This is a genomic window from Aeromicrobium piscarium, assembly GCF_007421815.1.
GTDB lineage: Bacteria > Actinomycetota > Actinomycetes > Propionibacteriales > Nocardioidaceae > Aeromicrobium > Aeromicrobium piscarium.
Genome location: NZ_VLNT01000003.1, coordinates 57,526 through 78,292, shown reverse-complemented (window position 1 = coordinate 78,292; position 20,767 = coordinate 57,526). Strand labels below are relative to the sequence as shown.

The 20,767-nt window shown below is 68.4% G+C and carries 15 protein-coding genes; 1 reads left to right on the top strand and 14 read right to left on the bottom strand.

Annotation, left to right across the window (positions count from 1 at the left end; genetic code table 11):
* Positions 1–19 precede the first annotated feature (19 nt).
* The 5 genes from FNM00_RS05405 to FNM00_RS05385 are packed head-to-tail and all read right to left on the bottom strand — an operon-like array spanning position 20 to position 6,156.
* The gene (locus FNM00_RS05405) at positions 20–1,618 is read right to left on the bottom strand and encodes an AMP-binding protein (RefSeq protein ID WP_185972990.1); all 1,599 of its coding nucleotides are present in this window, start codon (positions 1,616–1,618) and stop codon (positions 20–22) included.
* 26 nt (positions 1,619–1,644) lie between these two features.
* On the bottom strand, positions 1,645–3,333 hold the full coding sequence (locus FNM00_RS05400; protein WP_143912209.1) for an AMP-binding protein: 1,689 nt from the start codon (positions 3,331–3,333) through the stop codon (positions 1,645–1,647).
* Complete coding sequence (locus FNM00_RS05395; protein ID WP_143912208.1) at positions 3,330–3,704, bottom strand: nuclear transport factor 2 family protein; 375 nt, start codon at positions 3,702–3,704, stop codon at positions 3,330–3,332. Before FNM00_RS05395 ends, FNM00_RS05400 begins: the two co-directional genes overlap by 4 nt.
* Positions 3,701–4,924: a beta-ketoacyl-[acyl-carrier-protein] synthase family protein gene (locus FNM00_RS05390; protein WP_143912576.1), complete on the bottom strand. Its 1,224-nt coding sequence runs from the start codon at positions 4,922–4,924 to the stop codon at positions 3,701–3,703. Before FNM00_RS05390 ends, FNM00_RS05395 begins: the two co-directional genes overlap by 4 nt.
* 44 nt (positions 4,925–4,968) lie before the next feature.
* Positions 4,969–6,156: an ABC transporter substrate-binding protein gene (locus tag FNM00_RS05385; protein WP_143912206.1), complete on the bottom strand. Its 1,188-nt coding sequence runs from the start codon at positions 6,154–6,156 to the stop codon at positions 4,969–4,971.
* A 144-nt stretch (positions 6,157–6,300) separates the two neighbouring features.
* Here FNM00_RS05385 and FNM00_RS05380 point away from each other — a divergent pair, with 144 nt between their 5' ends.
* Entirely contained in the window at positions 6,301–7,890 is a 1,590-nt protein-coding gene (locus FNM00_RS05380) for a class I adenylate-forming enzyme family protein (RefSeq protein ID WP_143912204.1), read from the top strand.
* Positions 7,891–7,896: 6 nt separating this feature from the next.
* On the opposite strand, the gene FNM00_RS05375 is transcribed toward FNM00_RS05380, so the two are convergent.
* Genes FNM00_RS05375 through FNM00_RS05335 form a run of 9 tightly spaced genes read right to left on the bottom strand, consistent with a single transcriptional unit; the run spans position 7,897 to position 20,762 of the window.
* Positions 7,897–8,544, bottom strand: a complete 648-nt coding sequence (locus FNM00_RS05375) for an ABC transporter ATP-binding protein (protein ID WP_185972989.1) — start codon at positions 8,542–8,544, stop codon at positions 7,897–7,899.
* On the bottom strand, positions 8,522–9,340 hold the full coding sequence (locus FNM00_RS05370) for an ABC transporter ATP-binding protein (RefSeq protein WP_143912201.1): 819 nt from the start codon (positions 9,338–9,340) through the stop codon (positions 8,522–8,524). Before FNM00_RS05370 ends, FNM00_RS05375 begins: the two co-directional genes overlap by 23 nt.
* Positions 9,341–9,343: 3 nt before the next feature.
* Positions 9,344–10,330 carry a branched-chain amino acid ABC transporter permease gene (locus FNM00_RS05365; protein ID WP_143912199.1) on the bottom strand — a complete coding sequence of 329 codons (987 nt, stop codon included), beginning with the start codon at positions 10,328–10,330 and terminating at the stop codon, positions 9,344–9,346.
* Entirely contained in the window at positions 10,330–11,175 is an 846-nt protein-coding gene (locus FNM00_RS05360) for a branched-chain amino acid ABC transporter permease (RefSeq protein ID WP_143912198.1), read from the bottom strand. Before FNM00_RS05360 ends, FNM00_RS05365 begins: the two co-directional genes overlap by 1 nt.
* Positions 11,172–12,836: an AMP-binding protein gene (locus tag FNM00_RS05355; protein ID WP_143912196.1), complete on the bottom strand. Its 1,665-nt coding sequence runs from the start codon at positions 12,834–12,836 to the stop codon at positions 11,172–11,174. The genes FNM00_RS05360 and FNM00_RS05355 overlap by 4 nt, the downstream gene beginning before the upstream one ends.
* A gap of 24 nt (positions 12,837–12,860) precedes the next feature.
* On the bottom strand, positions 12,861–14,078 hold the full coding sequence (locus tag FNM00_RS05350) for a beta-ketoacyl-[acyl-carrier-protein] synthase family protein (protein WP_143912194.1): 1,218 nt from the start codon (positions 14,076–14,078) through the stop codon (positions 12,861–12,863).
* Between the two features lie 56 nt (positions 14,079–14,134).
* Complete coding sequence (locus tag FNM00_RS05345; protein WP_143912192.1) at positions 14,135–14,932, bottom strand: enoyl-CoA hydratase/isomerase family protein; 798 nt, start codon at positions 14,930–14,932, stop codon at positions 14,135–14,137.
* Positions 14,929–19,623 carry an ATP-binding protein gene (locus tag FNM00_RS05340; protein WP_185972988.1) on the bottom strand — a complete coding sequence of 1,565 codons (4,695 nt, stop codon included), beginning with the start codon at positions 19,621–19,623 and terminating at the stop codon, positions 14,929–14,931. Before FNM00_RS05340 ends, FNM00_RS05345 begins: the two co-directional genes overlap by 4 nt.
* A 5-nt stretch (positions 19,624–19,628) precedes the next feature.
* Positions 19,629–20,762 (bottom strand): CaiB/BaiF CoA transferase family protein, encoded by a 1,134-nt coding sequence (locus FNM00_RS05335; protein ID WP_143912574.1) that lies wholly within the window; start codon positions 20,760–20,762, stop codon positions 19,629–19,631.
* Between the last annotated feature and the right edge of the window lie 5 nt (positions 20,763–20,767).

Here is a 20,767-nt window from a genome sequence, read left to right as displayed (position 1 = left end):
ATTGAAAATGATGTCAGTGTCAATACTGGCGCAGATCGCGCACGGACAACCCAGCTTCGCGGCGATCCCAGCAGCCCTCGACGCCGGATCGTCTCAACATGGCCTTCTGGATCTTGTTCGTCACGCTGCGTGGCAGTGCGCCCGTCACCTCGATATAGCGAGGCACCATGTGATGCGGGAGCTCCCCGACCAGATGCCTCAAGAGCCCGGCGGGATCGATCACCCCGCCGTCGACGGGCACCACCGTCAACTTGATCTCGTCGTCGCCGAGCTGCTCCGCATCGATCCCGACGGCCGCGCACTCGGCGACACCCGGATAACCCGCCGCCGCGATCTCGATGTCATAGGAGGAGATGTTCTCGGCCTTGCGCCGGATCCGGTCCGCGACGCGATCCACGAAGTACAGATGCCCCTCGGCATCGAAACGGCCCGCATCGCCGGTGTGGAAACGCAGGTCCCGCCACGCGTCCACCGTGGCATCAGGCATCCCGTAGTAGCCCTGCATGATGATCCACGGGAGCCTCGGACGGACCGTGATCTCACCGGTCTCCCCCGGCGCCACCGGGATTCCGGCCTCGTTGACGAGGGTGACGTCGAAGAGCTCCTCGATGACCTTTCCGGACGATCCGATCGGGCGTGGCCCGTCATAGGGCTGCCAGGTGGGGCAGGTGACCTCGGTCATCCCCCAGGTCTCGATGGCCCGGACATCGAACCGTCGCTCGAAGTCCGCCCCGATGCCTCGTGGAAGCGGAGCCGCGATGAGCGCCCGCAGAGGATTGTCGTCATCATCGGGATGTCGCCGCTCGGCATGGATCATCTCGATCATCGGCCCATGCGCCATGGAGACGGTGGCGGACAGCTGACGTACCTGAGCCAACCACCGGCCCGGGTCGAAGGACGTCACCAACGAGACACGCGCACCGACGACTGCCGCCGCGAGGACGGCGTAGAACTTGGCGGCCATGTGGAACAGCGGGTGGAAACAGTAGAAGGTGTCGTCCGCGGTCATCCGCAGACCCTCGATGGACTGCCGTGCGTTCACGTACACCTGGGCATGCGAGTTGACCACGCCCTTGGCGGGACCTGTGGTGCCGGAGGTGTAGATGATGCTCGCGGTCTCCGACGGCGACGGCTCCGGCCAGGACACGTCCACCGGCTCGACGAGGTCGAGGCGATGCGGGTGCCGCGTGGTCCATGGCTCGATCGTGGCGTCAGATCCGCCGATGACCACGATGTGCTCGAGATGCGAGAACTGTTCCTCGACCTGGCGGACCTCCGCCAGGAGCTCGTCCTGGACCACCAGCACCGCGCACTGCGGCAGGTTCACCGCGTGCACCAGCGCCTGACCCCGCAGCGCCGGGTTCAACGAGACATCGGCGGCGCCGAGCAGGTTCGTCCCGAACCAGGTGAAGATCAGCTCCTCGCTGAGCCGGGACAGGATCAGCACCCGATCGCCGCGTTCGACACCGAGGCCGGCCAGCCGGCCGGCGGCCAGCTCACTCGATTCGAGCACCTGCCGGTAGCTCAACCAGGGTCGCCGCTCGACCTGGATGAAGTCGCGCTCCCGATGGCGTGCGCTCGCAGAACGCAGCACCCGCGGGAGGGTCCACTCGCTCATCGGACCCCAGTCGGCCGGTATCGCCATCAGCGCACCCCGAGTCGGTCGGCGATCTCTCGAACCGAGACACCCACTGCTGTCCTGTCCCACGCGGTCGAGAGGTCGGCGACCCGCAGGCGCGCCTTCTGGACCTTATTCGTGACGCTGCGCGGCAGCTCGGCCACCACGTCGATATAGCGCGGCACCATATAGTGCGGCAAGAGCCTCACCAGGTGCTCGATCATCGCCTCATAGTCCAACGGCCCGCTCGTCACCAGACAGAGCTTGATCTCATCGTCCAGTCCCGGGCCGGCCGGCACTCCCACCGCCGCGGCCTCCTGCACGAGGGGATATTCCAGCGCTGCCCGCTCGATCTCATAGGAGGAGATGTTCTCGGCCTTGCGCCGGATCCGATCGGAGACCCGATCGACGAAGTAGACCCAGCCGGACTCGTCCATCCGTGCCAGGTCGCCGGTGTGGAAACGGAGGTTCCGCCAGGATTCGATGGTGCGCTCGGGCATATGAATGTATTCGCGCATCATGGTCCCCGGATGCAGGGGGCGCACGGTGATCTCCCCGATCTCCCCGATCCCCACCTCGTCATCGGTCTCGGGATCGACCAGCCGCACCTCGAAGAGGGCGCTGTTGGGACGTCCGCACGAACCGGCGGGCACGCGTTCGCGTTCATTCTCCGGCCGGGTGATCAGATAGGCCTCGGTCATGCCGAAGGCCTCGACGCACCGCAGCCCGAGCAGTCGCTCGGCGTCCTTCGCCAGGTCGGCACTCGCTCCGGCGGTGAGGACCACACGGAGCCGGCCTAGAGCCGCTGCCGCCGGCGATGCTCCGCTCTCCTCTCTGGCACGGAGCACCATCTCGAGCATCGGACCGTGCGCCACCGTCGCGGTCGCCTCGGTCGCCACCACACGCTCCGCCCACGCATCGGGCTCGAAGACGGGATCGAGCACGATCCGCCCTCCGGCCACCAGCGTGGAGGCGACCGCGGTGAACTTGGTCGCGTGGGCGAGGCTGTGGAAGCAGTAGAAGGTGTCCTCCGCGGTCAACGACAGCAGCTCGATCGTCTGCCGCGCCATCACATAGGTCTGGCCGTGCGGCATCACCACGCCCTTGGCGGGCCCGCTGGTGCCGGAGGTGTAGAGGATGCTGGCCGGGTCGGTGAAGTGCGGAACGACCGTCGACGGCTGCGCCGCCTCCACCTCCCCGGGACGCAGATAGCTGCGCGTCTCGGTCGGCTCGGGCACGTCGACATCCCCGAGCACGACTACCCGTCGCACCGCGGTGAAGTCCTCCTCGTGCTCCACGAAGCGCGTCAGCATCTCGGGGGCCACGATCGCCACCTCGGCCCGCGGCAGATTGACCGCGTGGACGAGAGGGGCGCCCCGGTAGCTGGCGTTCACCGTGACCTCGGTGGCTCCGACCAGATTGACCGCGAACCAGGCCCAGACGGTCATGGCATTGGTCTTTCCGAGGATGACCACGCGATCACCGGAGCTCACCCCCAGCGCGGTCAGCACGCCGGCGAGGTCCCGGATGTGCTGCCACGCCTGCCCGTAGGTGACGAAATCGTCCACACTGGACTCGGCGAGGAAGGGCCGGTCGGCATCTTCCTCGACCCGTGTACGCCAGGCGTTCAACAGGTTCCAGGAGTCCGGCGAGCCCCAGGCCTGATGGAGACCGGCGATCGGATCGGGAACGGAGTGCTCGGTTCGGCCCATCATTCGCTCCGCGTCCACGACGGAAGGCCGTCGATGCTGACGTACTCGTCGAGCCGCACGATCAGTCCGTCCCGCACGTCTGCGATGACGCAGGCCAGAGCATCCGGCACCTCGGCACGGTCGAAGCCGATCACGTGCTGCTCGACGAACGCCTCCGGGGCGAGGTGCAGCCGGCGCTGTACGTAGCGCCAGCTGCCCACTCGATCCCGCAGCCGCTCAACGGCCCTCAGGAATCGCTCCCGGTCGAGCACACCCAGATCGGAATGCCAGATGCTGGCCTCAGGATCGAACAGAGCGCCCATCGCTGCGAGATCACCCCGCTCGGAGGCGTCGACGAGCCGCTCGGCGACGGTCCGCACATCATCGAGGCTCATCGTCCCTCCCGGCGGAGCACCAAAGAGCTGTCCTGGCCGCCGAAGCCGAAGGAGTTGACTTGGATGTACTCGAAGTCACCCTCGGCGGGACGGTCGGTCACCACGTGGAAGCGCGCATCCGGCTCCACCTGGGTCGTCGTGGGCAGATGCGCCAGCCGGCCTCGGTCGAAGGCGTGCAGGGCGGCGGCCACCCCCATGGGCCCCGATGCACCGGCGGTATGGCCGACACTGCCCTTCACGGAGGTCACGTGGAGGGACTCGCGGCCCCCGAAGACATCGTTGATCGCCGCGATCTCGGCGGCATCACCCTTGGGAGTGCTCGTGGCATGTGCCACGATTCCCGACACCTGCGCCGGCGCGGCGCCCGCATCCGCGAGGGCGCGTCTCATCACCTCCGCCTCCCAGGCCCCGTCAGGCTGAGGAGCTGACGGGTGGTACGCCTCGGCGAGCGCCGCATAGCCCTCGATCGTGCCGAGGACCCGGGCACCACGCTTCCGGGCACGGTCGTAGTCCTCCAGCACCAGCACTGTCGCACCGGCACCCTCGAGCACCCCGGACCGACGGATGTCGAAGGGGGCGCTGGCCAGCTCCCGATCGGCGATGCCCTGCGACGCACCGTAGTTCACCGCGGCCTGGTACAACACCTCGCTCAATGCATGGTCCGTACCTCCGGCCACCACGACATCGGCGAGCTGCGACCGGATGTACTGGGTGCCCAGGCCGATCGCGTCCGTACCTGCCGCACATGCGGTGCAGATCGTGATCGAGGGTCCGTGCAGGCCGTGCCGCATGGCGATGTGGCCGGCGGCGAGGTTCGCCCAGACCTGGATCGGGAGTCGCCGTGGCACCGCCTCGGGGCCGGCCGCGTCCAACTGCGACTGGGCCCCGGCGATGGCCGACGCTCCGGCCATCGCCGTGCCCATCACGACCGCCGTGTCCGGCGGGGGCTCGAGACCGGACATCCGGATCGCCTGCTCGGCCGCGACCAGCGCGAACTGCGAGAACTCGACGGTCCCGCGGATGGTGCGCTCGTCCAGCCACGCAGCGGCATCGAAGTCGCCCGTCACCGGCGCGTACCAGGCGTGGCGCCCACGAACCGGGTCCGCCCACGGGGCACGGACCGTGCCGATCCTGCCCTCGTCCAGTCCTCGGGTGAAGCTCTCGTAGCTCGCACCGATCGGTGAGACCACTCCGATACCGGTGATGGCGACTCGCCTCATCATTCCCCTCCTGTCCTCGTCCGCATCATTCGGTCACCGCCCCGTCACGGCCGGTAGTCGACGAAGGCGCCGTTCTCCACCACAACCATCCGCACGGCATCGGTGCCGAAGCCGTCGTGGTTGTCCTTGCTGTAGCAAAGACCATCGCCATAGGAATAGGTAGGGACATCGCAGATCGTCTCGAGGGCGTCGCGCATGGACGAGCCGGTCACCTCGCCGTCGCCGATCTTCTTCAGCGCGGCCTCGATGGCCTGAGCGCCATTGGATCCCGCCACCTCGAAGGACGCCGGCTCGAATCCCTCCGCCTCGAGGAGCTCGGCGAGCTCCGCCTCGGAGTCGCTGGGATTGTCCCAGTTGGCCAGCGCCATCGCGTGCAGTCCCTCCCCCGCCGGTCCGGCGGCCTCCAGGAAGGTGTTCTGTGCGAGTCCCATCGGTCCCCAGACGGGGACATCACTGCCCTGGCGGATGGCGCGTACCAGGGCAGCCCCGAGTGCCGGCGGATTGGCCAGCACCAGGACCACATCCGGATCGGCCTGACGGATCTTCGTCGCCTGCGCGCTCAGATCGGTGGCATCGGCGGCCGAGCGCGTCGTCACGACGATCTCGACGCCCTCTTCCTTCGCCTCGTCGGCCAGCGATTCGAGGTACTTCAGCACATCATCGCCGTAACCGGTCTCCTCCGCGTAGATCGCGATGCGCCGGTGCCCCTCCGAGACCACCTGATCGAACATCTTCTCCGCGGTGATCAGATCGCTCGGTGCCCCGCGGAAGATCCAGGGGTAGAAGTCGTTGTCCTTGCTCGTCACGGCGATCGTGCCGTTCAGGGCCAGCAGCGGAACCTCGGAGGACTGTGCCAGGGGACCGATGGCCAGCGTGCTGGCGCTCACCGTCGGACCGATGACGACGCTGACCTCCTCCTCGGTGACCAGCTTGCGGAACTGCTTGGTGGCCTCGGTCGGGTCGCTCTTGTCGTCGGCGATGACGTACTCGATCGTGCGGCCGTCCACGCCGCCGTCGGCATTGAGCTTGTCGAGCACCACCGTGGCGCCATTGCGTTCGCTGGTGCCGAAGTCCGCTGCCGGACCGCTCAGCGAGAGCAGCAGCCCGACGCGCACAGTGTCGTCCTCCGAGCCGCCCGATGATCCGCTGCTTCCGCAGGCCGACAGCACCAGCGCGCACGAAACGAGTCCGGCGCCCGCCGCCACCGTTCCCCGGGAGATTCGAGACCTCATACCACTACCTCTGCTTCCTGTCGGCGGCTTCGGAGTGAAGTCGGCCGTTGACGTATTCTGGCGCAAAATTAATCATGACGTCAATATTGATTTGTGAGCAAGTTCATACCGATGGGCGAGGAGCTCACCGAGCTGAGGAGCACCATGAGGCAACACTTCACGATCTCCGAGTGGGCGGTCGAGGGGCCGCATCCCCTCATCGAGACGACCGTCCCGGAGCTTCTCGAACAGACCGCCGACGATGCCGGCGAACGGATCGCGCTCGTCGACGGGCATCCCGATCCCCTCCACCGGCACCGCTGGACCTATGCCGAGTTGCTGGACGAGGCGCGACTGGCCGCGAGCGCCCTCAACCGGCGCTTCGCCCCGGGCGACCGAGTGGCGCTGTGGGGGGCCAACCGGCCCGAGGCCGTCTTCGCCCAGCTCGGCGCCGCACTCGCCGGCATCATCGTCGTCACCGTCAACCCGCAGTATCGCGAGAGGGAGCTCCTGCATCTGCTGCGCCAGTCCCGCGCCGCGGGCATCCTCCACGACCCGACCTTCCGTGGCGCCGACCTCGGGGCCATGATCGCGAGCATCCGCGCCGATCTCCCCGAGCTCCACACCACCTGGCACGTCGACGAGCTGCGCGACCGGGCCGAGCCCCAAGCCCTCTCCTCGACGACGCGGTCGCCGACCGCACCGGGCGATCCCTATCTGCTCATCTACACCTCCGGGACGACCGGCGTCGCCAAGGGGGCCCTCCTGCACCATCGCGGGGTCGTCAACGCCCCGATGGCCTTCGCCCGTCGTGCGGGCTTCCACACCGGGGACACCTGGATCAACACGCTGCCGCTGTTCCACACGAGCGGAGCCGTGATGGCGGTCATCGGATCGATCGCGATGCGGTCACGGCATGTGCTCATGCCGCACTTCGATGCGGGTCTCTTCCTCGATCTCGTCGAGACCGAGCAGGGCACCCTCTCCGTGATGGTGCCGACCATGATCTCCGCGGTCCTCAACGAGATCCAGGACCATCCCCGCGACACCCGCTCGCTGCGGACCATCGCGGTCGGCGGCGCCGGCGTGCCTCCCCTGCTGTGCCGTCGTGCCCGTGCGGCGCTCGGCTGCGAGGTGAGTGTCGTCTACGGCCAGACGGAGGTCCACGGGGTCATCACCCAGACCCGGCCGTCGGACTCCGAGGAGGACCAGGCGGAGAGCATCGGGCAGCCGCTGCCCGGCGTGGAGCTCAAGATCGTCGGACCGGACGGAGCGCCGGTCCCCGTCGGGGGGCCCGGCGAGCTGTGCACCCGCGGCTACCAGACCATGCTGGGCTACTTCGACATGCCCTCGGCCACCGATGACACGGTGGACGCCGAGGGCTGGCTCCACAGCGGAGACATCGCCGTCATGGATGCGCGGGGCTACGTGGCCATTCGGGGCCGTTCCAAGGACCTCATCATCCGCGGAGGCGAGAACATCCATCCACAGGAGATCGAACACGTCCTCGAGAGCTGCGATGCCGTCGCCGAGGCCGCTGTCCTCGGCAGGCCCGACGACCACTGGGGCGAGATCGTCGTGGCGGCCATCGTGCCCCGGCCGGGACAGGACGCCAGCCCCGAACGCCTGCACGCCCACTGCCGGGCGCAGCTGGCCGCCTTCAAGACCCCCCAGCAGTGGCATCTCGTGGCGGAGCTCCCCCGCACCCCGTCGGGCAAGGTCATGAAGCACGTGCTGCGCGAGCAGCTGGACTGACGGCGATCACTCCTCTGGCGTCAGCCGGCCGCCTCCGACCAGCAGAGCACGATCGGCGATCTCCCCGGCGAACCAGCGATTCTGCTCGGCGACCAGCATGGTGATGCCACCCTGCTTCAGCCGAGCCAGCGATGCGGCGATCGACCGCAGCAGCGTCGGCGCGAGGCCCTGCGAGGGTTCGTCCAGCAACATCATCGCGGGCTCGCTCATCAGGGCCATCGCGATGGCCAGCATCTGCTGCTCGCCGCCGCTGAGGAGACCCGCCTGGCGGGTGCGGTACTTCTCCAACGCCGGGAACACCTCGTCGATGAGCTCTCGCGTGGCACCGGAGGCGCCTTTCCCGCCGGCGATCGCCAGATTCTCCAGCACCGTCATGTGCGGGAAGACATTTCCCCGCTGCTCCGGCACGAAGGCCAAACCGGCGCGCGCCCGGGCCGCGGCGTTCAGGCCCTCGATCGAGGTGCCGTCCAACCGGATCGTCCCCTGGCTGTCATTGAGGCCGGCGAGACCTTGGAGGAACGTGCTCTTGCCGGCGCCATTGGCGCCGAGCACCGCGACGACCTCGCCGCGCTCGATCGTCAGCTGGACGTCACGGCACACCATGATCCGGCCGTAACCGGCTGAGAACCGGTCAATCTCGAGCTGGGTCGTCATCGGCCCACACCTGCCTCTCTCGTTCTCCGTCCACGGCCTCCTCGGCATCCAGCCCGAGATACACGCTTCGCACCCGACTATCCGCCGCCACGTCACCGGGCAGGCCCTCAACCAGGCAGGTCCCATTCGCCAGGACTGTGATCTCATCGGACAGCCCGACCACCAGGTCGAAATTGTGCTCGACGAGCAGCACGCCGATATCGGCCTGTGCCAGGGCCGTGATCTGGCCGGCGAGCAGCTGCTGCTCGTCCTCGGTCAGCCCCGCGGCCGGTTCATCCAGCAGTAGGAAGCCCGGAGAGGTGGCCATCGCCCGCGCCACCTCGACGAGGCGGACCGTCCCGAGCGGCAGCTCGCCGACCGGTTGGTCGGCTTGGGCGGTCAGGTTGAAGCGTTCCAGCAGCTCGCCGACACCGGTCTCCACTCGGCGCTCCGCCCGTCGCGCCGACGGCAGCCGCAGGGCCGAGGCCGTGATCGAACGCGCCGTAGCGGGATAGAACCCGCAGGCTAGGGCCTGCCAGACGTCGGCCTTCGGATCGAACCGCGGCGTCTGGAAGGTCCTGCCGATGCCGAGGGTGATCCGCTCGTGCGGGGCCGCGGTGCTGATATCCCGGCCATCGATGGCGACCGTGCCGGTATCGGGGCGGATGAAACCGGTCAAGCAGTTGAACAGCGTGCTCTTGCCGGATCCATTCGGGCCGATCACGCCGCGGATCTGCCCGCGTTCGAGTGTCACCGACACCCCCTGCAGCGCCGGAACGCCGCCGAAGCTGATGGAGATGTCCTCTGCCGTGAGCATGGCTCACACCTCCTGTGCCGTGGGCTCGGGGATGATGGGGCGCGCTGCACGCCGTCGTCTGTCACGCCACCAGTTCACCAAGCCGACGAGGCCGTCGGGCGCGGCGATCAGCACCAGCACCAGCACCGCTCCGTAGAGCAGGCCCTGGCTCTCCTCGGTCGGCATCGCGTTCTGCAAGGCCACCAGCAAGATCGTGCCCACGATGGCCCCGGCGATATGCCGACGCCCGCCCACGACGACCATCAGCACCACGGTGATCGACAGGCTCGCCGGTAGCGACTCGGGGGCGAGGAAGGTCATGTAGTGCGCGTACAACCATCCGGCGAGACCGGCGAGGCCGGCGGAGCAGCCGAAGAGCAGCGCGGTGCTCTTCGGGACGTTGATGCCGTCCGCCTCGGCACGCAACGGATCGTGTCCGATTGTCTGATAGGCCCGCCCCCGGGTGGTGGTGATCAGATTCGAGCAAAGGATCACGACCACGATGACGACGCCCCACGCCAGCAGGTGGTAGGCCAGCAGGTCCGGTGCGAAGGCCAGCCCCGGGATGCCGCTGAGCCCGACATAGCCTCCGGTGAGAGTGCCGCCCTCGCGCAACACGATGGTGACGATCTCGCCGAAGACGAGGGTCGCGACCGCCAAGGACAGGTGCGACAGGGAGCCCACCACTCTGGACAGCAGGAATCCGAGGAGCGCCGGCAACAGGATCGCGGCGAACAGCGAGATGAGCGGCGGGATGTCCCATCGGGTCGTCAGGATGGCCGTGGCATAGGCGCCGACGGCCGCGAACCCCGCCTGCGCGACCGACAGGACTCCCGCCTGCCCGTAGATCAGCGCGACGGACAGGGCGAGCAGCGCGTACACGGCGGTCGAGATCGACAGGTCCAGTCGGGCGGGCACGGCCGCGAAGAAGACCGTGTAGACCGCGACACCGAGGATCAGCAGCAGTGCGGTGGTCTGTCGCGCGGCCAGACGCTGGAGAACTTCGGGCATCACGGCCTCCCGGTCTCGATCGTCGATCGGCCCAGGGCCAGCACGACGAAGATGAACAGCAAGGGAATCGTGGCGGCCACCCCGGATGAGGTGTAGCCGTAGACGAGGGCTTCGACCAGCCCGAACAGCAGGGCGCCCGCGAACCCGTGGACCGGACCGCGGAGCCCGAAGAGCACCGCGGCACCGATCGCCGCCAGGGTCAGGTGCAGACCGGACATATAGGTCAGCCCCGCCGAGTACAGCAGCAGGACGCCGGCGACGGCGGCGAGCAGGCCACCCACGAAGATCGCCAGGAACTGCAACAGGGCGACGCGAAGACCGGCCAGCTGCGCGCCGACGACGTTGTCGGCGCAGGCCCGCAGCGAACGCCCGGCGGAGGAATGCTGCAGGACGAAGGTCAGCGCCACGACGGCGATGATCCCGACCGTGAGGTTCAGCAGGCTCTGATAGCGGACCAGGATCCCGGAGAACTGGAAGGTCCCGGAGAAGCCGTGAGCGGTGATCGGATCGCGGCCGTGCAGCATCAGCACCGCCGCCTGCAGGGCCATGGCCAGACCGAACGTGGCCAGGACGAAGGTGATGGGATCCGAATGCCCCGTGTACCGCAGGCCCAGATAGATGAGTCCGGCGACGGCGGCGCTGAGCGCGCCCACGCCGACACCCGCGGCGATACCGGCGACGCCACCGACGCCCGCCGCGGTCGCAGCAGCCACCACCGCATGTCCGCCGACCGCGGCGTCAAGCGAGTGCGTGGTCGAGTGGACCATGCTGATCGGGAGGGCGATCAGCCCATAGACACCGCCGAGCAGCAGGCCGCCGATGACGAACTCCAAGAGGTTGATCATCGGCGGCCCTCCGGTTCCGCCGTACGGCCCTCGGCGGTCCGCCTGATCGACAGGCCGTCCGATCGGTAGTCCCAGGTGCCGGGTGACCGACCGGCCTTGCGCAGCTCGGCTCGACGGACCTTGCTGGTCGGTGTCTTCGGCAATTCGTCGAAGGCCTCGTAGTACCGCGGCACCATATGGTGCGGCAGCTCCCGTACGAGATGCTCGAAGAGCGCGGAGAACTCGAGGGGGACGCCCGGGTCGAGGACCACGCACAGCTTGATCTCATCCTCGGAGTCGTCCTCGCTCGACACACCGATGGCGACACACTCCACCACGGCCGGGTGGGACGATGCCGCGACCTCGATGTCATAGGACGAGATGTTCTCCGCCTTGCGCCGGATCCGGTCGCCGAGGCGGTCGACGAAGCGCAGCCAGCCCTGGTCGTCGATATACCCGGCGTCCCCGGTGTGGAAGCGCAGATTCCGCCACGCCTCCAGGGTCTTGTCGGGCTGACCGAGGTAGCCGAGCATCATCACCCAGGGAACCTTCGGACGGACGGTGATCTCCCCTACCGCCCCGTCCCGCACCGGGAGATCGGTCTCGGGGTCGACGATCGTCACCTCGAAGAGGTCGTCCAGCGGCAGGCCCGAGGCACCCGGTCGCAGCGGCGCGTCATAGGGGCGCCACACGGGTACCGAGGCCTCGGTCATGCCCCAGGTCTCCACCCCGCGCAGGTCGAACCTCCGCTCGAAGGCCTCGGCGATCGCCGCCGGCAACGGCGCGCTGAGAACCGCGCGCAGCGGGATCCGGGCGTCGTCCTCGCGAGCCGGCTGGCCGAAGACGGCCTCGATCATCGGCCCGTGGGCGATCGTCAGGGTGGCCGCGGCCTCACGGATCCGGTCGGTCCAGACGGCCGGGTCGAATTTCGTGTCGAGGACGACGCGGGCGCCGCAGATCGCGGCAGCGAAGATCGCCCCGAGCCGCCCGGCCATGTGGAACAGCGGATGGCAGCAGTACAGCACGTCATCGGCCGTCATCCGCAGCCCGTGCAGGCACTCGCGCGCCACCGTGTAGGTGTGCGCATGGCTCATCATGACGCCCTTCGCCGGCCCGGTCGTTCCCGAGGTCAGCAGCACGCTGGAGAGATCGCGGTCGAGCACGGTGACGCCGAAGGACCACGGCGCCGAGGCCTCGGTGATCGGCACGGACGGCAACCTCGTGACCGCCGCCTCAGAACGCCCGATGACGACGAGCTGACGGAGCCCGGGCAGATCGTCGGCGATATTCCCCACGCGGTCGAGAAGCTCGGCATCGACGAACATCACCTCGGCACGGGAGAGGTTGATCGCGTGCACCAGCGACCTGCCGCGGTAAGCCGGGTTCAGGGGCACGTCGACGAGGCAGCCGACCTTGGCCGCCACATAGGTCAGCGCGGACTCCATGCTCGTCTCGCACAGCGAGGCGACGTGGTCGCCGGGACCCACACCGAGACCGGCCAGCTGCTCCGCGATCGCGGTCGCCCGCTCACCGGCTTCGCGGAAGGACAGTCGCCGGCCGCCTCGGATCTCGAGGAAGATCTCCTCCGGGCGCTCGCGCAGCCGCTGATCCAACTGCGCCAGCAGATTCCACTGTGAGCGCGGGCCCCATTCCGGTCGCACCGCGACGGCTTCCTGATTCATCGGTCTTCCCCTTCCACCGCGCCGTCAGGCACGTCGCAGCACCATCGAGCTGTCTTGCCCCGCGAAACCGAATGAATTGACCTGGATCACCGAGAAATCGGCGACCGTCGGCCGTTCCGTGACGATGTGGAATCGAGCCGCAGGCTCCGGCTGTTCGGTGGTCGGGAGATGGGGCAGTCGGCCCGAGCGGAGGACGTGCAGGGCGACGGCGACGCCCATCGCGCCCGAGGCTCCGCCGGTGTGCCCGACATTGCCCTTCAGGGAGGTCACATGAAGGGAGTCCGGACGATCGCCGAATACCGTGTTGATAGCCGCGATCTCCGCATCATCGCCCTTCGGCGTGCTGGTGGCATGTGCCACGATGCCGTCGACATCCGCGGGCTCGCATCCCGCCTGTCGGATCGCTCGCATCATGGACTCCGCCTCCCAGCGTCCGCTCGGCTCCGGCGCCGACGGATGGAAGGCATCGGAGACATTGGCGTATCCGCTCACCACTCCGAGCACCTCCGCCCCGCGCGCCCGCGCGTGATCGAGGCCCTCGAGGACGAACATCGCGGCGCCGGCTCCCTCGACGAGCCCGCTGCGCCGGGTGTCGAAGGGCATGGTCGCGAGCCGGGGATCCTCGACGCCTCCGGACATCCCGTAGTTCAGCTGCGCCTGGTAGAGCACCTCGCTGAACGCGTGCTCGCTGCCGCCCGCGATGACCACATCGGCCTCCCCGGACCTGACGAGCCGTACGGCGTAACCGAGGGCGTCGAGGCCTGCGGCGCAGGCAGTGCTCACCGTCATCAGAGGGCCGTGCAGGCCATGGCGCATGGCGATGTGGCCGGCGGCGAGATTGGCCCAGGCCTGGATCTGGAGCTTGCGGGGCACCGCCGCGGGACCCTCGGTCTCCAGCAGATGCTGCGCCCCAGCGAGGGCGGATGCGCCGGCCATCGCCGTGCCGAAGACCACGCCGGTGTCGCTCGACGGCTCCAGGCCCGCCATCTCGAGAGCTTGGTCGGCCGCGATGACCGCATACTGGCTGAACTCGACGGTGCCGGTGACAGTGCGCTCATCCAGCCAACGGCGCGGATCGAAATCGGGCACCGGCGAATACCACGCATGCCGTCCCTCGTCCGGGCGCGCCCATGGGGCCCGCCGTGTGCCGGTCCTGCCCGCTTCCAGCCCGTCGATGAAACCGTCCAGCCCCAGTCCCACCGACGAGATCACTCCCGCGCCGGTGATAGCGACATTCTCCATTGCCCGCACCTCCATAGTGATGTGATGTCCACCGTTGATATCGACGTCGTTGATCATCAGCGTCCGCGGAACCTCGGCGGACGCCGTTCGGCGAAGGCCGCTAACCCCTCGGCGACGTCCTCGCTGTCGTTCACCGCCATCACCCACATCCGCGCCTCGTGCAAGGCCTCGGACAGGGAGCTGTCGGCACCGCGACGCATCATCGTCTTGACCGCTCGAGCGGCTAACGGCGCCGCCTCGGCCAGCCGGCCGGCCAGGTCGAGTGCCCGGGAGGGCAACTCCGCATCGGGGACGACCTCGTCGGCCAGTCCGAGCGCGAGCGCCTCGTCGGCGTCGTAGACCTCGCCGAGCAGTGACATCCGCAGCGCGCGCGGGTAACCGAGCACCCGCGGGAAGTACCACGCCCCGCCCTCGTCGGGCAGCAGACCCACTCTCCCGGAGGTGTCGCCGAGTCGCGCCTCCTCCGAACATATCCGGAAGTCACAGGCCAGGGCCAGGGTCAGGCCCCCAGCCACCGCGACTCCGTTCACGGCCGCGATCGTCGGTTTGTCGAACTCGTGAAGGGCCTCGATGACCGTATGCATGCCCTCGCGCATGACCACCGCATGGCCGAACTGCCGCTCCTCGGCTTTGCGGAGCACCGCCTCGTCCTTGACATCGCCCCCGGAGCAGAAGGCCCGGCCGGTGCCGGTGATCACCAGCACGCGGATCTCGTCCCTGGTCGCCGCCCGGTCGATCGCCCCACGCAGCTCCACACACAACTCGCTGGTATAGGCATTGAGCCGATCCGGGCGGTTGATCATCAGCCTGAGCACATGTGCCCGGGGTTGGTCGATCAGCAGTTCCCCAGTCATGACATCCTCATTTCCTTCTGCTGAAGCGCCAGCTCCTCCACGAGCGCGGCCCGGAGGGACTCCGGCTCGATGATCCGGTGGACCGATCCGACGCTCAGGGCACGCTCGATGGTGTGGATCGCGTCGAATCTCTCGGCGATCCGTCGGCGCACCTCGTGCCGGACCTCTTCACGAGCTTCGGCGAGCTCGATCTCGGCCTGAGGAGAGGTGCCACCCCTCTCCTCCGCCCGTGCCTGCAGCTCCCGCACGCGCGAGTCCTGTCTCACCTCGGCCTCGACCTCGCGCTGGAACACCACCGATGCCGCGGCGGCACCGCCGATCACCGAGGCCTTCGCCCCGTCGACGGCCAGCACCCGCATCGAGTCGTTCAGCCTCTGGGAGAACACCACGAAGGCTCCCCCGTGATAGCGGGCGACCACGCAGAGGACGATGGGTCCGGAGAAGTTCACGATGGATCGTCCGATCTCCGCGCCGAACTCCAGCTGCCCGAGTCTCAGTGATTCCGGCGATCCGTCGAATCCGGCCAGATTCGCCAACACCACCAGCGGTCGGATCCCGGACGCGGCGTTGATCGCGCGGGCGATCTTCTTCGACGAACGAGGGAACAGCGTTCCCGCCGTCCAGCTCGAGGGCCCGTCGAGCGGGTAGCCGTCAGAACGCTCGATGCCATGCGACTCCACTCCCACGAGGCTCACGGCCGTTCCGGCCAGGTAGGCGTCCCAGACGATCGCGGTGTCGGCCCCGTGCATGTCACCCCACCGCTCCAGCGGCATCGAGTCGCGGTCGATCACCGCCTTCATCAGCGATCGCATCGAGAACGGAGCCTTGCGCTCGGGATTGAGGCGGGGATCGAAGATGTCCGCGACCTTCATGAAGGCCGATTCCGGCCCACGGTGGGGCTCCTCGCCGATCATCCTGTCCGCGGGATCGGTGGATCCTCGCGGACGCACGCTGGGCTCCCCCGGACTCACATAGCTGAACTCGTAGTGCCGCAGCAGCAGACCGTAGGCCTCTTCGATGGTCTCGGCGTGGTACTGCGCCTGACCGTTCGGCCCCATGATCCTCTCGTAGCCGCCGATCCCCTGATTGGTGTCGGCCGAGACCGCTCCGGCGAAGTCCAGTGCGTCCTTGCCCGTCAGCACCATCGACGAGTCCCCGACCATCACCAGGATGCCGCGGGTGTGCATCAGCATGGTCGCCTCGGCATTGAAATACGGTTGCGCGCCGACCGTCACGCCCGTGACGAGGATGTTGATGACTCCACCGGCCTGCGTGAACTCCACGATCCGGCGGAGCGCGGACGCGACGGCGTCCATATTCTCGGTCCCCGAGTCCATCGCCACCCGCGCTCCGGCCGACACCGCGAACCATTCGACCGGGAGCCGCAGCCGCTCGGCGAGGTCGAGAGCCGCGACGATGCGATCGCATTCCGGTGCCGCCAGCGCGCCCAGGGACCGGGACGGATCGCTGAAGATGGCGACCCGCAGCATCCCCTCCGGATGCTTCTCCGTGAAGCTGCGGATCGTCCCGACGACCAGGCCCGCCGCATGTCCGCCGGGCTCGCGATCGACCGGGACGAGCTTGCCGTCCTCCAGGTCGTGCTCGGAGAAGGATCCCGGAGGCAGATCGCGGAAGTCACCCTGCTGCGATGCGAAGGCCTCGATGACCGACCACGGCTCGTGCAGTCCGCGCCGTGCCATCCTCGCGGCGGCCGACTGGCGGCGTGTCAACGGCCGGATCGGCTCCGGTGACACGCGGCTGGTGCCCAGTGTCATACCGGTACGTGCGGGAGCGGGGATGTGGAGGACCCGCTCCTCCTCGCCGCGACCGATCCTCATGACCACCTGCTGCAATCCCAGGCTGGTCGCGTCCTCCTGTAGCGCGGACATCGCGTGCCTCAGGTCCGGCAGCACGACGTCCCACGCTGCCTCGGTCTCCACCACGATGCGATGCATATCGAGGTCCTCAGGCACGTCGTGGGTGACGCACCAGACGCGCAGGACGTGCATGGCGGTCCGCACCGCCTGGGTCCATCTCGACAGAGCGAGACGGTCCCCCGCCAGGTGCACGAACACCAGGACCCGTCGATCCGCCGGATTGGAGCGCGCGGACGCGTCGATGAGATGCATCGATCCGGTCGAGCGGACGTGGGCGATGTCGAACTCGCTCAGTCTCCAGAACTCGAACCGGTGCGCCTCCTCCAGCTCATCGAGGTCGCGTTCGGTGGCGAGCCAACTCCGCGCCTCCGGTCCGAGGCTGGGCTCGAGTTCACGCCAGGCGATGAGCGCCCGGAGCACGCGATGTACTGCCGGCAGCGGCCCCCGTGTCGCTTGCATCAACGCAGCCAGCTCGATCGACGACCAGCCGGACATTGCCCGCATGGCACCGTCGCTGCGCAGGAGATCGACCAGGTCCGGCTGCAGTCCGCTCAACCGTGCGCGCGCGATAGCGCGGCGATAGAGCGCGTCCTGACGCTCCACCTCGTCCAGATCGAGTTCGCCGTCGACGGCGGTCGGCTCGTCACCCGGCACGAGACTCAACCGGCCGATCTCGCTCAGGATGAGCTGCGCCTGCTCCGTCGAGACCGTGTCGTAGCGCCGTTCAGCCGGCCTCCGCGTGCACCATCCACCGATCGAGGCGGCCAGGTGGTCCCCCGCCGGCACCGTGGCCATCGGGCGGAATCTGGTGGACGGGAATCGGACATCGTCCGCTCGTCCGTCCGCGACGATCCTCAGCAGCGACTGCCCGGCGGATACCTGCTGGCCCGGCACGACCGCGACCTCCTCGACCACGCCGGCGGCTGTGGCGTGCACGGATGCCTCCATCTTCATGCTCTCGGTCGTCGCCACGACATCGTCCACCTCGACACGCTGGCCCGGCCTGACTAGCACCCGGGTCACCACACAGGGTGCTAGCGCTCGCACCGCATCGTCCTCACCCGTGCGGAAGGTCAGTGTGTGCCCTTCGATGACGACCTGCGTCTGCCGATCGGTCCCGACGACCACCGCTCGCACCCGGCGGCCGTCGATCTCCGCCGTCCAGAACCGTCCGCTCGCGCGCAGGTCCACCTGAACCTCGCGTCCGGCCATCTGGACGATCCACGTGCGTGGACCGGCACGGCCCGTCAGTACATCGGCGCGGCGCGGGCCCGAGCTGATCGTCTGACGGTGCATCGACTCGGCTGACTCGCCATGACCCACCTCCCGGCGCCCGCGCTCGGCGAACCTCCGGACGATCCGTCGGCGCTCTCGCATCCCGAAGGACACGGCCGCCAGAACCAGGGCATCCTCGAGATGCTCCTCGAGGCCCCAGGTCTCGTCTCGACGCGACCGCTGATCCAGCCAGTCGGTCGTCATGTCACCCCGCCGAAACTCCTCGGAGGCCAGGATCTGTCTGACCATGCCCAGCGTCGTCGCACCGCCCTCAATCGCGATACTCGACAGATCCAGCGCCGCTCGGAGCCGCGCCACCGCCTGCTTCCGATCCGATCCGACCGCGAGCACCTTGACGATGAGCGGATCGAACTCCGACGAGATCGACTGTCCTTCGGAGATGCCCTGGTCGACCCGCACGCCCGGCAAGGACGGGATATCCAGCACGGCCACGCGACCCGGACTGGGGGCGAAGCCCTCGGAAGGATTCTCGGCGGTGATCCTCACCTCGACGGCGGCACCGTGCTCGGCCACGAGGGACGGCTCCAATGCCTCGCCATGGGCGAGGCTGAGCTGCAATCGGACGAGATCGACGCCTGTGGTCAGCTCCGTCACACCATGCTCGACCTGGAGCCGCGTGTTGACCTCCAGGAAGTAGGCGTCCCGGGTGTCGAGGTCGTAGAGGAACTCCACGGTGGCGACGCCGACATATCCGGTCCCCTCCAATAACGACACCGCCTCGCGGATCAGCCGGTCCTTCAGTTCGGCAGGCAGGCCGCTCGCCGACTCCTCGACGACCTTCTGTCGCCGACGTTGTACGGAGCAGTCACGCACGCCGAACGCCCGGACCAGCCCTCGGGCGTCTGCGGCGACCTGCACCTCCAGGTGCTTGGCCCGCGGGACGAGACGCTCGGCGTATACACCGGCGTCGCCGAAGGCGGCCGCGGCCTCCGCCGAGGCCGTCTTCACCGCCGGCGCCAGTTCTTCAGCCCGCTGGACGACACGGATTCCTCGCCCGCCGCCTCCGGCACTCGCCTTGACCAGCAGCGGCAGTCCGACGGCGTCGACCGCCTCCTGCGGACTCGTCGATCCGTCGAGCGGGCCGAAGCTGGGCAGACAGTTCAGACCGGCCGCCGACGCATGAGCCTTGGCCCGCACCTTGTCGCCGAGCAGTTCCATCACCTCGGCGGACGGACCCGCCAGCCTGATCCCGAGCTCCTCGCACAGTCGGGCGAAGGCCGGAGATTCCGAGACGAATCCCCAGCCGACCCACGCCAGATCGGCACGCGCGCTCTCGAGCGCATGCCTGAGCACCGCGAGATCGGTGAAGGAGTGTCGTCGCTCCCCGGTACTCGGATCGACCGTCATCGTCGGCCCCAGGCACACCGCTTCGTCGGACATCGTCACCCACGGCGCATCCGCGTCGGACTCGGTATGCAGGATGATGCTGTGATACTCCGCGCCGCCCAGATTGGCCTCGCGCAGTGAATGGAGGGCGCGCATGGCCGCATCGGAGCGATTGACGATCACGACGCGCATCGCGCTCACTCCTGCACCGGCGGCCAGGTGATGCCCCCGCTGTTCGCTCCGGATTCGGCATTCCGGCGCAGGACGTTGCCCACGATCGCGGCATCGACACCCGCTCCGAGCAGGATCTGCTCGGTGCGGTCCCCGAGATCGGTGCCCTGCACCTGTGTCTCGGCGTCGATGCGGGGAGCGAGCGGAACCGAGAACATCCCGGCGCCAGGATGCCGTTCGGCGATATGAGGGAACGACCAGACCTCGTCCGGCGCCAGCACCGGCGTCGCGCAGCAGTCCAGATGCAGGAGCCTCTCGGTCCAATGGTCGCGCGGGCGGGCAGCGAAGGCGGCCTCCAAGGTCCGGGTCAGCTCGGGCCAGGTGGTCCGGCTCAGATGGTCGACGGGCTCACCGGGGAGCTCCAGCGCCTCCCACAGCGTCCGGAAGAACTGCGGTTCCACCGCACCGATGGCGATATAACCCCCGTCCTGGCAGACATAGCAGCGGTAGAACGGCGCCTCGCCGCTCACCAGGCCCTGGCCACGGCCCGGTGCCATCGCCGTGCCCCAGGTGCCGAAGCACATCGCCATCATTGAGAGCACCCCGTCAAGCATCGAGGCGTCGATCTGAGCGCCCTCTCCGGTGGTCTCCCGGCGCAACAGGGCGGACACGATGCCGAGGGCCGCGTAGACCCCGCCCCCGGCCATGTCGGCCACGATGTTCAACGGTGGGACCGGTTCCGCATCGATGGGGCCGATCGCCCCGAGGAGCCCGCTGAGCGCCAGGTAGTTGATGTCGTGGCTGGCCACCTGACTGAGCGGACCGCTCTGGCCGTACCCCGTGAGCGAGCAGTAGACGAGCCGCGGATTGATCGTCGACACCCTCTCGTAGTCGGCCCCGATCCGCCCCGCGACCCCGGGGCGGAACCCCTCGATGACGACATCGGCGTCGGCCAGCAGGGCGCGGAAGGCCGCGGCCCCGCTCTCGCTCTTGAGGTCTACGGTGATCTGCGTCTTGCCCCGGCCGAAGACCGGCGCCGCATCCCCGGCGCGTCCCCCGCCGATCGAGATCACCTCCGCCCCCAGATCCGCCAGGAGCATCGAGGCGAAGGGTCCGGGTGCGTTTCTGCTCAGGTCCAAGACCCGGTAGTTCTCCAGCATCCTCA